A 12,771-nucleotide genomic window follows, 5' to 3' on the forward strand; every position below is an offset into this window, starting at 1 on the left:
AACATATGATATTTAAAACAGGTAAAATTGACATAGATAAACTGCTCGATAAAGTCAAAACACTTTCTACTGAAAGAAAAATTGTCAAAATCTCTCAACATTTTCTTGGCATTCCTTACAAAAAAAATTCACTTATTGGTAGTTTTATCCAACAGGAACAACTTGTCATTGACTTTGAAGGAGTTGATTGTATGACTTTTATTGAATATGTTGAAGCAATGAGAATGTCAGACAGTTATAGTTCTTTTGTCGAAAATTTGAGATATGTTAGATATTTTGACGGAATTGTAGATTTTAAAAAAAGAAGGCATTTTTTTACAGACTGGAATGAGCTAAAGACAGTAAAAAATGTGACTGAAGCACTTAATGAGCAATTTTTAACAGTTGTGAAAGAACTTAATTTTATTGAGGGCATAGAGCCTAAACATAGAGTTATTAATTACATTCCAGCGGAAGCTATAGGAAAAATCACATCTAAACTGAAAACAGGTGATTACTGTGGTTTTTATACATCCAAAGAGGGGCTTGATGTCACCCATGTAGGAATAATTATTTTAGATGGTGACACTTTAAAGCTCAGACATGCTTCAAGCAAGAAAGGTTATGTAGTGGATGAAGATTTTTTACAATATTCAAAACAAAAAGAAGGTATAATAATTTTCAGGGCAGAGTATTAATAAAATGTTACATCTTCATGAAAGAAAAAAACAAATAAGAAAAGTTCTTCTAATCACGCTTTTATTGAATCTCTCTGTTTCTTCAGCAAAGATAATCTATGGATGGTTGACAAACTCTGTGGCTATTTATTCGGATGGATTTCACTCTCTTTTCGATGGAATTTCAAACATAGGTGGCTTAATTGCTCTTTCCATAGCAAGTCATCCACCTGATAGAGAACATCCTTATGGGCACAGAAAATTTGAAACAGTCTTTGCAATTTTTATTGGAGTTTTAATGTCTCTCACAGCACTGGAAATAGTCAGAAATGTCTATGAATCACTTATAACAGCTAAAAAACCTGAAACTGATGAAAAAGCATTTATTGTTCTCGTTGGTACTCTCATTGTTAATATTTTTGTCTCAATTTATGAAAAGAAAAAAGGAAAAGAGCTTAAAAGTGAATTTTTAATAGCTGATTCAGCTCATACAAAGGTTGACATTTATATAACCATTGGAGTAATAGTGAGCGTAGTAATCACAACATTAACAGAGTTGACTTTTGTTGATCCAATAGCTGGTTTAGTTGTTGGAATTTTTGTTGCAAAAGAGGCAATTCTTATAATAAAAGAATCTGCAAATATCCTCGCTGATAGAACAGCCCTTGATGGTGAAAAAATTGCAAAAGTTGTTGAAGCCTGCAGAGATGTTGAAGCCTGCAAAGACATAAGGACTCGGGGGACAGCCGGTCAGATATTTGTTGATTTAAAAATCTTGGTAAATCCCTCTATTTCTGTATCAAAAGCCCATGATATAGCAGAAAAAGTGGAAGAATTAATTAAAAGAGAATTTCCAGATGTTGTTGATGTTGTGATTCATGTAGAACCTTTTGAGAAAAGTTAGAGAATTTTTTCAGAATCAATAGAGTTTAATGATTGTAAATATTGTTCCCACTCAAAGGGAAGCATGTATTTCTTTTTATTGTTACATTCTTTACAGGCAGGAACTATGTTACTTTTTACTGATTTTCCTCCTCTTACAAGAGGTATAACATGGTCCATTGTAAGCTCTTTTTCAGATACCTCTTTGTTACAGTAATAGCATCTTCTCTTAGAAATTTTTTTGCGCCACCAGGAACTGTTTTTAAGAAGTCTTGCTTTCTGTTTTTCCTTCTTAATTTCCTCCAATGTTACATTAGGGATAAATCTATCCATTACTTACCAAATCTCTTTTTTTCCTCTTCTTCAAAGAATTTATTGTAAAGCACATTCCACTCAGGACTTCCTTCAATGATTTTTTTTGAAAATGATTGAAGTTTTCTTCTAACAACTTCATCAATCGCTTCACCAATTTTTAATGCCTGAATAAAACTTCTTTTGATTTCTCTTCTTACTTCCTGTTCTTCAACCTTAAGCTTGATTAATCCTTTATTAATCAAGCCATTGAATAACACATGTGAAGTATGAGTTATTTTTTCCTCTGAAAGCATCATAGAACTAAGTTTCTCTGTTTTACAAGTTTTTGTTTGGTCATCTCAAAGAGTTTTCTGTAGTCAAGCTTACCTCTCTCAATTTCAGTTTCATACTTCTTAAGAAGTTCCCTTACTTCCTCATTCAGTCTGTCTTCTACCATCAATTCGTCCAAAATAAGATTTTCAGCCTCTTTAAGCAACTGTTCTTTCGAAACAGTCATCTCAATCATATCTTTTTTTAAAAGATTTTCTATTATCCTGTTTGCTATATATGGCACCCAACTTTTAGGTATTCTCATTTTTAAATCTCTATGTATGGTAATAGTGCAATCGCTCTTGCTCTCTTGATAGCTTTAGTTAACTGCCTTTGATGCCTTGAACATGTCCCTGTCATTTTTCTTGAGAGAATTTTGCCTCTCTCTGTCATAAAACTTCTCAACATTTTAACATTTTTGTAATCAATAAAATCAATTTTTTCTGCACAGAATCGGCAGTATTTTTTTCTGAAAAATCTTCTTTGTGATGTCTGTTGCACATTAACCTCCTTTAAAATGGTTCTAAATCTGTGTATTCTTCCGGTGGAACCTGATTTAATTCATAATGTTCTGCAGGTTCTCTCTTGGGAAAGAATTTTATACTATTAGCAATAACTTCGAATTTACTTTTTTTCTGTCCTTCATATTCCCATCTTCTTTCACGTAGTCGTCCTTCAACCAATACAGTTCTTCCTTTGTTCAAATACTGACTGCAGGTTTCAGCTTGTTTTCCAAAAACTATGGCATCAATAAAAAGGGTTTCTTCTTTGAGCTCTTCACCCTGTTTGTATCTTGAATTGACAGCTATTGGAACCGTAGCTACTGCTACTCCTGAAGGTGTATACCTTATTTCAGGATCCCTTGTGAGATTCCCTATGAGTATTATTCTATTAAACATTTTGCTCCTGAGAAGAAACTTCCGAAGGTTCAATAGGTATACCTTTTATCTCAGGTGGAAGATTAGCAATCTGCTGTTTTGTAAGTTTGAGTATCATAAATTTGAATACTGGATCATAAACTCTGTAAAAATCTTCCATTTTTTTTATTGCTGAAGAAGGAGCTCTGAAGAGAAATAATACGTAGTAACCCATATTTTGTTTGTTAAGTTTATAGGCAAGTTTTCTTTTGCCCCAGTTGTCTACTTTTAAAACTTCTCCACCATTATCAGTAATGAGAGATGAGATTTTGTTGATTGACTCTTTCACTTCCTCTTCAGAAAGTGTTGGTAAAAGAAGTACTACTTTTTCATAGAAATTGTTCATACAATACCTCCATCTGGATTTTAAGCCCTTGTCTTATTAGACAAGAGCATGGAGTAATTAAAATTACAACTTATTTTATAACATATTTCTGATTTTTAAATCAAATTATAATGTTTTAATTTTTTATTCAAGGTATTTCTGTTTATTCCAAGGATTCTCGCAGCCTTTAGCTGATTCCCTCCTGTTTCATTAATTGCAAGAAAAAATAGTGCTTTTTCAACTTCCTGTATGACAGTCTCATAGAGATTTGAGTTTTCAATATTTGCAAACTCTTTTAAGAGATTGCCAATTTTTAATTCAAGAAAATTTTTAATTGAAAGTTGATCATTGTATTCACCAAATAAATCCTTTGATGTGAGTCTTTGATGTTTTGCCATAATACAGGCTTTAGCTAAATATTGCTTGAGCTGATAGGCATTTTCAATCCATGGATACTCTAATATTGCCTCTTGAGCTTCCTTTGATAATTCCTTTTTATGAATATTCAAACACTCTGAAATCTCCTGTAGAAAAAAATTCGCAAGAGGAATAATATCTTGTTTTCTCTCTCTTAAAGGTGGTATATAAATTTTTCTTGAACTTAATAAATTTTCATATAATTCAAATGGTATTGCTCCATTTTTATAGAGTTCAACATAATCATAGTCAGAGATAAAAATGGCACATTTAAAATTTTTTTCAGGATTAAAAACAAAAGAAAAATCAATGTTTTCAAAATTTTTAATGACATAAACTATACTTTCTTGCCTGAAGGAAGTTTTTTTGTGTATCTCCTCAGGAACCTTTATAATCTCAGGATGATTTATTTGTGCAAGAATAAATTTTACGATGTAGTCTTTTTCAGTTCCCTTTTCTCCATAGATGAAGATTATGGTTTTTTCAAAGGTAAGCTTTCTTAGCTCTTCTAAAATCTCTCTCATCATTTGGCTTTTGTATACTCTAATTAATTGCATTGGTTCCATAAATCTACTCCCTGTAGAGTTTGTTTTCTTCAATGTATTTTCGAACTTCTTCCGGTACTAAGTAACGAATACTTTTTCCATTCTGAATCATCTGTCTTATTTGTGTTGATGATGTCCAGAATGGTGAAACTGAAATAAAAAGAGCTTTTTTATCTGAATTTTTTATTCTAAAACAGTTATCTGACTCCTTAGTTTCAATAAACTCAGAAACTTGTAAACTCTCAAAACCAGGTCTTGACATTACTATAAAATCAATCATCTTTAATAGTTCTTCATATTTATACCAGAATTTTAACTCAAGAAAAGCATCAATTCCCATTATAAAAAAAAGAGCATCCTTTTGGTAAAGTTTTTTTAAATATTTAAGAGTATTGAAAGTATAGGAAGGTTTTTTACTTCTCACTTCGATATCAGAGACTTCAAAAAATGGGTTGCCCCTGATTGCCAGTTCTGTCATTTTCAATCTGTGCATTCCTGACAAAATATTATGTCTTTTTAATGGCGGAATCCCTGCAGGAATAAATATAATTTTATCCATTGAAAAACTCTCTCTTACCTCTTCTGCAACTCTCAAATGACCATAATGGATTGGATTAAAGGTTCCTCCAAAAATTCCTATTTTCATTGTCTTAACTGTCCAGAACCAAAAACTATGAACTTAGTGCATGTGAGCTCTTCAAGACCCATCGGACCACGAGCATGAATTTTGTCTGTGGAAATTCCTATTTCAGCACCAAGACCAAATTGATATCCATCGTTAAGTCTTGTTGAAGCATTAACAAAAACAGCTGAAGAGTCAACTTCTCTTAAAAATCTCATTGCTTTATTGTAATCCCTTGTAACTATTGCATCAGAATGGGCTGACCCGTATTTTGTTATGTGATCAATAGCTTCATCAATATCTTTTACAACCTTAACATTGAGGATTAAATCAAGATACTCTTTATAAAAGTCTTCTTCTGCCACATCCATCGCATTTGGATATATTTTCTTTGTTTTTGGGCATCCTTTAAGCTGAACTCCTGCTTTTTCAAATCTCTTTAACATTTTAGGTAAAAATATTTCAGCTACAGCTTCATCGACAAGCATCGTTTCCATGGCATTACAAGTACCTGGTCTTTGAACCTTCGCATTAAAACAAATCTCTTCTGCCATCTCTAAATCAGCGTCTCTGTCAACAAAAACATGACAAACACCTTTGTAGTGTTTAAGTACTGGAATTCGTGAGTTTTCAGTAACAGTTCTTATAAGTGATTCTCCTCCACGAGGAATTACTAAATCTATCAGGCCTTCAAGCTTGATCATCTCAAGGACTGCTTCTCTTTGAGGAATATCAATAAAGCTTACAACTCCTTCATGCATTCCTTCATCTTTTAAAGCCTGTTTTAAAATTTTTACTAAAGCTGCATTTGAATTTATCGCTTCAGAGCCTCCTCTTAAAAGAACTGAATTACCCGCCTTAAGACATAATCCAGTTACATCTACCGTAACATTTGGTCTTGATTCATAAATCACAGCAATTACTCCTATGGGCACCCTCATTTTACCAACAAGCATTCCATTTGGTCTGAGCCACATTTTTGTTATTTCACCCACTGGGTCTGCAAGAGCAATTACCTCTTCAAGTCCTTTTATCATCTCATCAATTCTTTTATCTGTTAAAGTAAGCCTATCAACTAAAGCTTTTGATAATCCTTTTTCCTTTGCTTTTTCCACATCTACCTTGTTTGCTTTGATAAGTTCATCTTTACCCTGTTTAAGATACTCAACCATTCTAAGAAGAATTTTGTTTTTTGTATCTGTTGATGCTTTTCCAATAAGACGTGAGGCTTCTTTAGCCTCTTTTGCTTTACTTAAAACTAATTGTTTAATCTCCATCTGACTGACCTCCTAAAAAATTTAATTGCATATTTTAACTTTTTTTGGTATATTTTATAAAAATAAATTTTAAAAAGGAGGAGGTAATTATGCCAACACCAGTAGTCGATTACGATCTTTGCGTAGGTTGTGGAAGCTGTGTAGAGATATGTCCAGAGGTTTTTGAGATGAGAGATGACAAAGCATGGGTTATTGGTCCTGACAAATGCAATACCTGTGATTGTCAGCAGGCTGCAGATCTTTGTCCCTCTCAAGCTATCAGATTTGAATAATTTTTTGAGGGTGGAGGAATGCCTCTACCCTCAAATTAAAAATTAAAAAATTTTCTGACAAGTTCTAAAAAACCAAATATTTTTAGATCTATGTAATTCCCTTTATTTCTCAATTCATTAAGCTTTTCTAAGGCATTATTAAATGGAATCTTTAATACTTCTATGTTTTCGCTTTCATCAGGGGGGAATTTTTTCTGTATCTCTTCTGAAGCTTCTTTTACATTTTTTGCAATAAATACTGTTAAAACCTCTGTGGAAAGACCTGAAGAAACAGGTCCTTCTGCAAGAAATATGATTTCTTCTGAAAACAAACCTGTTTCTTCAATCAATTCTCTCTTTGCAACTTCAACCAATGATTCTCTTCTATCATTTAATCCTGCTGGAAATTCTATAACATATCCATCAAGAACAGGTCTGAACTGTCTGATAAAGACGACTTCATTGTTTTCTGTTATAGGAATAACTACTACAATTCCCTTACAGTTTACTCTTTCAACAGCTTCCCACTGTCTTATTTTTCCCTGATTGTCTTCATAGGAAAGTAAAACGACTTTTAGATATTTCCCCTGCCAGACCGTTTCTTTTTTAAGAATCTTCATAAATGCTATCCTGGAGGCCAATGCATCTGTCTACCAGCTAAAAGATGAAAATGAACATGATAGACTGTCTGACCTGCTTCAGGATTGCAGTTTACGACAACTCTAAAACCTCTTTCATCAAAGCCTTTTTCTCTGGCAATTTTATTTATAACCATAAAAATATGTCCGATAAGCTCCTTTTCTTCTTCTTTCATTTCAAGCACGGTAGAGTAGTGTTTCTTTGGAATTACGAGAATATGAACTGGAGCCTGCGGTGCGATATCTTCAAAGGCTAAAACCAAATCATCCTCATAAACAATTTTTGACGGAATTTCTTTTTTTATAATTCTGCAAAATACACAATTCATTTTACGCTCTTAAAATCAATTTTTCTGTAAAAACAGGTTCTATTTCCTGTATGACAGGCTCCACTGCCGTGCTGTTTCACCATGATAAGGAGTGTGTCTGCATCACAGTCATAGTAAATCTCTTTTACTTCCTGGACATTTCCTGAAGTTTCCCCTTTTTTCCAGTAAGTCTGCCTTGAACGTGACCAGAAATGGGTAAATCCTGATTCAATAGTTCTTCTAAGAGCTTCTTTATCCATATAGGCAACCATTAAAACTTCTTTTGTCTCTATCTCTTGAATTACTGCAGGGATTAGTCCTTTTTCATCAAATTTTAGATCTGGTATGTTCATACTTCACCTTTTTTCGTTTTCTCTTTGTAAAGCTTATATTCAATGCTGTCTACTATTGCCTGCCATGAAGCTTCAATTATGTTTTCTGAGACACCAACAGTGCTCCATACACTCTCTTCATCTCCTGACTCCACCAAAACTCTCACTTTTGAAGCAGTTCCTTTACCTGAATTAACCACTCTAACTTTGTAATCTCTAAGTTTTACTCTTTTTAGTTCAGGATAAAATCTTTCAAGAGCTTTTCTTAAAGCGTTATCAAGAGCATTTACTGGTCCATTACCAGTTGCTGCAGTATGTTCAATGCTTTTTCCCACTTTTACCATTATTGTTGCTTCACTTAATGTTGCTTCATCACCTTTTCTTTTCTCATCTATAACTCTAAAACCTATTAAATCAAAAAATTTTCTCTTTAATCCCAATGTGTTTCTAAATAAAAGTTCAAGTGATGCTTCAGCTCCTTCAAATTGATATCCTTCATTTTCTAAAGTTTTTACTGCATCCACTATTGCCTGTACCTCAGGAGAATCAGGATTAAGAACAATACCAAATTCTTCTGCTTTTTTAAGGATGTTGCTCTTACCTGAAAGATCTGAAACAAGGATTCTTTGACGATTTCCAACCAGTTCAGGTCTAATATGTTCATAAGTTTCAGGACGTTTTCTTACTGCACTTACATGAACTCCTCCTTTATGTGCAAAAGCACTTTCTCCAACAAATGGCTGTCTTTTAAAAGGCATGAGGTTAGCTATTTCATAGACAAATCTTGAAACTTCTGTAAGCTTTTTTAAATTATCTTCATCAATACATTTATATCCAAGTTTAAGCTGAAGATTTGGAATGATAGAACAAAGATTAGCATTTCCACATCTTTCACCAAATCCATTTATAGTTCCCTGAACCTGAGTAATTCCATTTAAAACTGCTATAATGCTATTTGCAACAGCACAATCAGAATCATTGTGAGCATGTATTCCAAGGGGAGTGTTTATTGATTTTTTAACCTCCTTTATTATTCTTTCTACTTCATTTGTGAGGGTTCCACCGTTTGTATCACAGAGTATGATACAGTCTGCATAAGCTTGTTGAGCAGTTTTTAAACATTTTATAGCATACTCAGGATTGTCTTTAAATCCATCAAAAAAGTGTTCTGCATCAAAGAAGACTTTTTCAGCGTATTTTTTTAAATAATTGATTGTATTAAAAATAAGTTCAAGATTTTCTTCAAGAGTGATTTTGAGAGCTTCTGTTACATGAAAATCCCAGGTTTTACCAAAAACTGTAAATACAGGAACTTCAGATGAAATTAGAGCTTTTATATTTGAATCGTTCTCTACATTTGTTTTAGGTCTATGGGTGCTTCCAAAGGCAACTACTTTAGCATTTTTAAGTGAAAGTTTCCTGACTTTCTTAAAATACTCTGCATCTTTAGGATTTGAACCAGGCCATCCACCTTCTATATAATGAATTCCGAGTTCATCAAGTTTTTCTGTTATTCTCAATTTGTCATCAACTGAAAAGGATATATCCTCTGCTTGAGAGCCATCTCTTAGTGTGGTATCATAAATTTCAACAAGTTTTTGCATAAAGATAATATATTACATTTTTGAAGTATTAAGCAAGGTATGGTATATTAAATATCTATCAACTTATGAGGGGAAAAAATATGGAAAAGACTTTAATGTTAGGCTGTGATGCAATTGCACGTGGAGCTATTGAAGCAGGAATTTCATATGCTTCTTCATATCCAGGTACTCCTGCAACGCAGATTCTTGAATATATTGCTAAGAATTCAAATGTAAAGGCTGAATGGTCTGTAAATGAAAAAGTTGCCTATGAAGTTGCCTATGGAGTATCCCTAACTGGCAGAAGAGCTCTATGTTCGATGAAGCATGTTGGTCTGAATGTAGCATCTGATCCATTCATGACATCAGCTTATCTTGGAGTACGAGGGGGGCTTGTTCTGGCAGTAGGGGATGATCCTGGTGCTTATTCCTCTCAAAATGAGCAGGACTCACGTTTTTATGCTTCTTTTGCAAAGATTCCATGTTTTGAACCTTCTGATATCCAGGAAGCTAAGGATATGACCTACCTTGCCTTTGAAATATCAGAAAGGTTAGGTCTTCCTGTAATGATAAGGAGTATTACAAGACTTCTTCACTGCTATGGTCCTGTAAGCCTTGGAAGTATAAATTCTGAAAAAGAGATTAAACTTGAAAAGAATCCTGACTACTTAATTGCAGTTCCCAAAAATGTTGTGAGACTTCACAGAGAACTAAACAAAAAGCAGGAAAAAATAAAAGAAATTATAAAAGAATACGAATTTAATAAAATATTGCCGGGGAAAGGGAAAATAGGTATAATTGCCTGTGGAATTACTTATCTTTACGCAAAAGAACTAGAAGAGTCGCTACCAATTCTCAAAATTTCAGCTTATCCAGTTGATGAAGATTTAATTAAAAACTTTGTTACAACTCTTGATGAAGTTATTGTTATTGAAGAAGGATATCCTCTGGTTGAGACCATTGCAAGAAAGTACAGCTTAAACATCAGAGGCAAACTCTCAGGAGATCTGCCTCTTGAGGGTGAATTAGGAGTTGAACCTTTGTTAAAAATTTTTGGTAAATTAAAGTCCTTTGAGACAGAAGATAAAATTCTCTTAAGACCTCCCACATTATGTCCAGGATGTCCTCATAGAGAGTTTTACAAGGCATTGAATGAAGCCAGACCAACATTTGTTACAGGAGATATTGGCTGTTATACTCTTGGGGCAAATCCTCCTCTGACAGCAATTGATACCTGTCTTTGCATGGGAGCAAGTATAAGTAAAGCAGCAGGGGTCGTCTCACAGGGTATAAAGAGAGTAGCTGCTGTAATTGGAGATTCTACATTTATACATACAGGAATTCCAGCATTGATAAATGCGGTCTATAACAAACTGAATCTTCTTGTCTGTATTCTTGATAATTCAGCAGTAGCTATGACAGGACATCAACCAACTCCGCTGACAGGAATTACAGCAAAAGGAGAGGAAACGAAGAAAATAGATCTTGTTGAACTCTGCAGGTCATGTGGAGCAGACTCTGTAGAGGTCGTTGATCCCTATGATAAAAAGGCAACATATGAGGCAATTAAAAAAGGACTTGATAATCCTGGTGTCAATGTGGTTATAGCCCGTAGAGCATGTATTTTACTGGCTAAAAGGCTAAAGAGCTAAAACATCTTCCCAGCTTAATAGAGCTATTCCTTTTTCTTGTAGAATTGAGATTGTTCTATCAAGATTTTCAGTTCGTATGACCACAACTGCCTTTTCGCCTGATTTTTCAACAAAAGCGTAAATATATTCAATATTTATGTTTGCATCATAAAGATGTTTAAGAGCTTCTGCTAAACCTCCAGGTTTATCTTTAACTGCCATGGCTATTACATTAGTAAGTTTCACAGTAAATTCATTTTTTTCAAGAACTTCTTTAGCCTTTTCAGGATCTGTAACAATCATTCTTAAAATTCCAAACTCGGATGTATCAGCAATTGACAGAGCTCTTATGTTTATGTTTTGGTCTGCCAAAGCACTTAGAGCTTCGTAAAGTCTTCCTCTTTTATTCTCTAAAAAAACTGATATCTGTTTTATCTTCATCATTACCTCCTAATCTATCAGTGTTCTTTTGTCAATAACTCTTTTAGCTTTTCCTTCACTTCTTGGCAGAGTTTTTGGTTCTACCAGTGTAACTTTAACTCTTATACCTATTGTCTCTTCAATTCTTTTCTCAAGTTTTTTCTTGAGATTCTCAATGTGTTTTACCTCATCAGAAAATGTCTCCTTTGACATCTCTACCATTACCTCAATTTCATCAAGATGTTGAGGTCTTGTAACAACAATCTGATAATGAGGTTCAACTCCTTGAACTTCAAGAATAGCTCTTTCAATCTGATAAGGAAATACCATAACTCCTCTTACTTTTATCATATCATCTGTTCTTCCACGAATTCTCTCAATTTTTGCAAAAGTTCTTCCACAACTGCATTTTTCTCTGGTGATTGATGTTATATCTCTTGTTCTAAATCTTAACATGGGCATTCCTTCCCTTGTAAGAGTTGTGATAACAAGTTCTCCCCTTTTACCATCGGGTAATGGGTCTCCTGTGTCCGGATCAATTACTTCTACATAGAAATGATCTTCAAAAACGTGTAAACCTTTTTTTTCCATACATTCGTGAGCAACACCGGGTCCAATTATTTCTGTTAATCCATAAATATTAAAAGCATCTATATTGAATCTCTTTTCGATTTCTTTTCTCATCTGCTCGGTCCACATTTCAGCACCAAAACATCCAGCTTTAAGTTTAAGAGTTCTCGGTTCAACTCCCATCTCAATGGCTACTTCAGCCATATATAAAGCATAAGAGGGAGTGCATGTAAGAATTGTTGTTCCAAAGTCCCTCATTATCTCAATCTGTCTTCTCGTATTTCCAGCACTTGCTGGTACTACCAGAGCTCCTATTTTTTGAGCTCCGTAATGAACTCCAAATCCTCCAGTAAAAAGTCCATAACCATAGCAGTTCTGAACAATATCATTCTTTGTAGCGCCAGCCATTGTAAGACATCTTGCCATTACTTCTGCCCATATCTCAATATCATTCCTTGTATATCCTGCTACAACTGGTTTGCCTGTAGTTCCACTTGACATGTGTATCTCAACAATTTCACCAAGCTCAGCAGCAAACATTCCAAAAGGATAAACTTCTCTTAAGTCTGCCTTAGATGTAAATGGAATGTTTTTTATGTCATCAAGGTTTTTAATGTCTTCTGGTTTCAGTCCTATCTCATCAAATTTTTTTCTGTAATATGGAACTTTTTCATAGGCTCTTTTAACTGTTTGTTTTAATCTTTCAAGCTGTAGTTCTCTCAGTTTTTCTTCTTCCATACACTCCATTTCTTTATTCCATATCATAATCTCAC

19 protein-coding genes are annotated in these 12,771 nt (G+C 33.9%); 4 read left to right on the forward strand and 15 right to left on the reverse strand.

Translation table 11 applies throughout. The annotated features are described in order from the left end of the window. Nucleotides 1-5 precede the first annotated feature (5 nt). Nucleotides 6-677, forward strand: a complete 672-nt coding sequence (locus TAGGR_RS00590; RefSeq protein WP_059175441.1) for an N-acetylmuramoyl-L-alanine amidase-like domain-containing protein — start codon at nucleotides 6-8, stop codon at nucleotides 675-677. A 4-nt stretch (nucleotides 678-681) separates the two neighbouring features. Beyond that, on the forward strand, nucleotides 682-1,560 hold the full coding sequence (locus TAGGR_RS00595) for a cation diffusion facilitator family transporter (RefSeq protein WP_059175442.1): 879 nt from the start codon (nucleotides 682-684) through the stop codon (nucleotides 1,558-1,560). Here the strand turns inward: TAGGR_RS00595 and TAGGR_RS00600 are convergent. The 9 genes from TAGGR_RS00600 to TAGGR_RS00640 all read right to left on the reverse strand — a co-directional run bounded on the left by TAGGR_RS00600 (nucleotide 1,557) and on the right by TAGGR_RS00640 (nucleotide 6,265). After that, nucleotides 1,557-1,871, reverse strand: a complete 315-nt coding sequence (locus tag TAGGR_RS00600; protein ID WP_059175443.1) for an HNH endonuclease — start codon at nucleotides 1,869-1,871, stop codon at nucleotides 1,557-1,559. The genes TAGGR_RS00595 and TAGGR_RS00600 overlap by 4 nt on opposite strands. Continuing rightward, nucleotides 1,871-2,149 (reverse strand): DUF507 family protein, encoded by a 279-nt coding sequence (locus TAGGR_RS10965; protein ID WP_059175444.1) that lies wholly within the window; start codon nucleotides 2,147-2,149, stop codon nucleotides 1,871-1,873. The genes TAGGR_RS00600 and TAGGR_RS10965 overlap by 1 nt, the downstream gene beginning before the upstream one ends. Then, complete coding sequence (locus TAGGR_RS10970; protein ID WP_059175445.1) at nucleotides 2,146-2,427, reverse strand: DUF507 family protein; 282 nt, start codon at nucleotides 2,425-2,427, stop codon at nucleotides 2,146-2,148. The genes TAGGR_RS10965 and TAGGR_RS10970 overlap by 4 nt, the downstream gene beginning before the upstream one ends. A gap of 2 nt (nucleotides 2,428-2,429) precedes the next feature. Then, the gene (gene rpsR, locus TAGGR_RS00615) at nucleotides 2,430-2,663 is read right to left on the reverse strand and encodes a 30S ribosomal protein S18 (protein ID WP_082673502.1); all 234 of its coding nucleotides are present in this window, start codon (nucleotides 2,661-2,663) and stop codon (nucleotides 2,430-2,432) included. 11 nt (nucleotides 2,664-2,674) lie between these two features. Continuing rightward, nucleotides 2,675-3,061: a single-stranded DNA-binding protein gene (locus tag TAGGR_RS00620; RefSeq protein WP_059175447.1), complete on the reverse strand. Its 387-nt coding sequence runs from the start codon at nucleotides 3,059-3,061 to the stop codon at nucleotides 2,675-2,677. After that, on the reverse strand, nucleotides 3,054-3,425 hold the full coding sequence (gene rpsF / locus TAGGR_RS00625; protein ID WP_059175448.1) for a 30S ribosomal protein S6: 372 nt from the start codon (nucleotides 3,423-3,425) through the stop codon (nucleotides 3,054-3,056). Before rpsF ends, TAGGR_RS00620 begins: the two co-directional genes overlap by 8 nt. Nucleotides 3,426-3,520: 95 nt before the next feature. Beyond that, on the reverse strand, nucleotides 3,521-4,387 hold the full coding sequence (locus tag TAGGR_RS00630; protein ID WP_059175449.1) for an AAA-type ATPase lid domain-containing protein: 867 nt from the start codon (nucleotides 4,385-4,387) through the stop codon (nucleotides 3,521-3,523). A 4-nt stretch (nucleotides 4,388-4,391) separates the two neighbouring features. Next, a complete protein-coding gene (gene nadD, locus TAGGR_RS00635) occupies nucleotides 4,392-5,012 on the reverse strand; it encodes a nicotinate-nucleotide adenylyltransferase (RefSeq protein ID WP_059175450.1) in 621 nt (206 codons plus the stop codon). Continuing rightward, entirely contained in the window at nucleotides 5,009-6,265 is a 1,257-nt protein-coding gene (locus TAGGR_RS00640) for a glutamate-5-semialdehyde dehydrogenase (RefSeq protein WP_059175451.1), read from the reverse strand. The genes nadD and TAGGR_RS00640 overlap by 4 nt, the downstream gene beginning before the upstream one ends. Nucleotides 6,266-6,354: 89 nt before the next feature. On the opposite strand from TAGGR_RS00640, the gene TAGGR_RS00645 reads away from it, so the two are divergent. Further along, nucleotides 6,355-6,537 carry a ferredoxin gene (locus TAGGR_RS00645; RefSeq protein WP_059175452.1) on the forward strand — a complete coding sequence of 61 codons (183 nt, stop codon included), beginning with the start codon at nucleotides 6,355-6,357 and terminating at the stop codon, nucleotides 6,535-6,537. A gap of 35 nt (nucleotides 6,538-6,572) precedes the next feature. Here the strand turns inward: TAGGR_RS00645 and TAGGR_RS00650 are convergent, their stop codons facing one another. The 4 genes from TAGGR_RS00650 to cimA are packed head-to-tail and all read right to left on the reverse strand — an operon-like array spanning nucleotide 6,573 to nucleotide 9,398. After that, entirely contained in the window at nucleotides 6,573-7,136 is a 564-nt protein-coding gene (locus TAGGR_RS00650) for an NUDIX hydrolase (protein ID WP_059175453.1), read from the reverse strand. A gap of 5 nt (nucleotides 7,137-7,141) precedes the next feature. Continuing rightward, entirely contained in the window at nucleotides 7,142-7,483 is a 342-nt protein-coding gene (locus tag TAGGR_RS00655) for a histidine triad nucleotide-binding protein (protein ID WP_059175454.1), read from the reverse strand. Then, nucleotides 7,480-7,815 carry a phosphoribosyl-AMP cyclohydrolase gene (hisI, locus tag TAGGR_RS00660; RefSeq protein ID WP_059175455.1) on the reverse strand — a complete coding sequence of 112 codons (336 nt, stop codon included), beginning with the start codon at nucleotides 7,813-7,815 and terminating at the stop codon, nucleotides 7,480-7,482. Before hisI ends, TAGGR_RS00655 begins: the two co-directional genes overlap by 4 nt. Continuing rightward, nucleotides 7,812-9,398, reverse strand: coding sequence for a citramalate synthase (gene cimA / locus TAGGR_RS00665; RefSeq protein ID WP_059175456.1), 1,587 nt, complete (start codon nucleotides 9,396-9,398; stop codon nucleotides 7,812-7,814). The genes hisI and cimA overlap by 4 nt, the downstream gene beginning before the upstream one ends. Before the next feature lie 80 nt (nucleotides 9,399-9,478). Here cimA and TAGGR_RS00670 point away from each other — a divergent pair, with 80 nt between their 5' ends. Further along, the gene (locus tag TAGGR_RS00670) at nucleotides 9,479-11,029 is read left to right on the forward strand and encodes a thiamine pyrophosphate-dependent enzyme (RefSeq protein ID WP_059175457.1); all 1,551 of its coding nucleotides are present in this window, start codon (nucleotides 9,479-9,481) and stop codon (nucleotides 11,027-11,029) included. Here the strand turns inward: TAGGR_RS00670 and TAGGR_RS00675 are convergent. Both TAGGR_RS00675 and TAGGR_RS00680 read right to left on the reverse strand, forming a co-directional pair. Further along, entirely contained in the window at nucleotides 11,018-11,449 is a 432-nt protein-coding gene (locus TAGGR_RS00675; RefSeq protein ID WP_059175458.1) for an ACT domain-containing protein, read from the reverse strand. The genes TAGGR_RS00670 and TAGGR_RS00675 overlap by 12 nt on opposite strands. Before the next feature lie 9 nt (nucleotides 11,450-11,458). Further along, entirely contained in the window at nucleotides 11,459-12,763 is a 1,305-nt protein-coding gene (locus tag TAGGR_RS00680) for a phenylacetate--CoA ligase (RefSeq protein ID WP_059175459.1), read from the reverse strand. Nucleotides 12,764-12,771: the final 8 nt, after the last annotated feature.

The sequence above is a fragment of the Thermodesulfovibrio aggregans genome (genome assembly GCF_001514535.1).
Classification (GTDB): Bacteria; Nitrospirota; Thermodesulfovibrionia; order Thermodesulfovibrionales; family Thermodesulfovibrionaceae; genus Thermodesulfovibrio; species Thermodesulfovibrio aggregans.

Excerpts from the sequence above, each read along its gene's own strand:
- TAGGR_RS10965 (WP_059175444.1), bottom strand. The coding sequence starts at position 2,149 with ATGATGCTTTCAGAGGAAAAAATAACTCATACTTCACATGTGTTATTC.
- TAGGR_RS00590 (WP_059175441.1), top strand. The coding sequence starts at position 6 with ATGATATTTAAAACAGGTAAAATTGACATAGATAAACTGCTCGATAAA.
- TAGGR_RS00670 (WP_059175457.1), top strand. The coding sequence starts at position 9,479 with ATGGAAAAGACTTTAATGTTAGGCTGTGATGCAATTGCACGTGGAGCT.
- TAGGR_RS00680 (WP_059175459.1), bottom strand. The coding sequence starts at position 12,763 with ATGATATGGAATAAAGAAATGGAGTGTATGGAAGAAGAAAAACTGAGA.
- TAGGR_RS10970 (WP_059175445.1), bottom strand. The coding sequence starts at position 2,427 with ATGAGAATACCTAAAAGTTGGGTGCCATATATAGCAAACAGGATAATA.
- TAGGR_RS00645 (WP_059175452.1), top strand. The coding sequence starts at position 6,355 with ATGCCAACACCAGTAGTCGATTACGATCTTTGCGTAGGTTGTGGAAGC.
- rpsF (WP_059175448.1), bottom strand. The coding sequence starts at position 3,425 with ATGAACAATTTCTATGAAAAAGTAGTACTTCTTTTACCAACACTTTCT.
- TAGGR_RS00655 (WP_059175454.1), bottom strand. The coding sequence starts at position 7,483 with ATGAATTGTGTATTTTGCAGAATTATAAAAAAAGAAATTCCGTCAAAA.
- TAGGR_RS00595 (WP_059175442.1), top strand. The coding sequence starts at position 682 with ATGTTACATCTTCATGAAAGAAAAAAACAAATAAGAAAAGTTCTTCTA.
- TAGGR_RS00650 (WP_059175453.1), bottom strand. The coding sequence starts at position 7,136 with ATGAAGATTCTTAAAAAAGAAACGGTCTGGCAGGGGAAATATCTAAAA.
- hisI (WP_059175455.1), bottom strand. The coding sequence starts at position 7,815 with ATGAACATACCAGATCTAAAATTTGATGAAAAAGGACTAATCCCTGCA.
- TAGGR_RS00630 (WP_059175449.1), bottom strand. The coding sequence starts at position 4,387 with ATGGAACCAATGCAATTAATTAGAGTATACAAAAGCCAAATGATGAGA.
- TAGGR_RS00620 (WP_059175447.1), bottom strand. The coding sequence starts at position 3,061 with ATGTTTAATAGAATAATACTCATAGGGAATCTCACAAGGGATCCTGAA.
- TAGGR_RS00675 (WP_059175458.1), bottom strand. The coding sequence starts at position 11,449 with ATGAAGATAAAACAGATATCAGTTTTTTTAGAGAATAAAAGAGGAAGA.
- cimA (WP_059175456.1), bottom strand. The coding sequence starts at position 9,398 with ATGCAAAAACTTGTTGAAATTTATGATACCACACTAAGAGATGGCTCT.
- nadD (WP_059175450.1), bottom strand. The coding sequence starts at position 5,012 with ATGAAAATAGGAATTTTTGGAGGAACCTTTAATCCAATCCATTATGGT.
- TAGGR_RS00640 (WP_059175451.1), bottom strand. The coding sequence starts at position 6,265 with ATGGAGATTAAACAATTAGTTTTAAGTAAAGCAAAAGAGGCTAAAGAA.
- TAGGR_RS00600 (WP_059175443.1), bottom strand. The coding sequence starts at position 1,871 with ATGGATAGATTTATCCCTAATGTAACATTGGAGGAAATTAAGAAGGAA.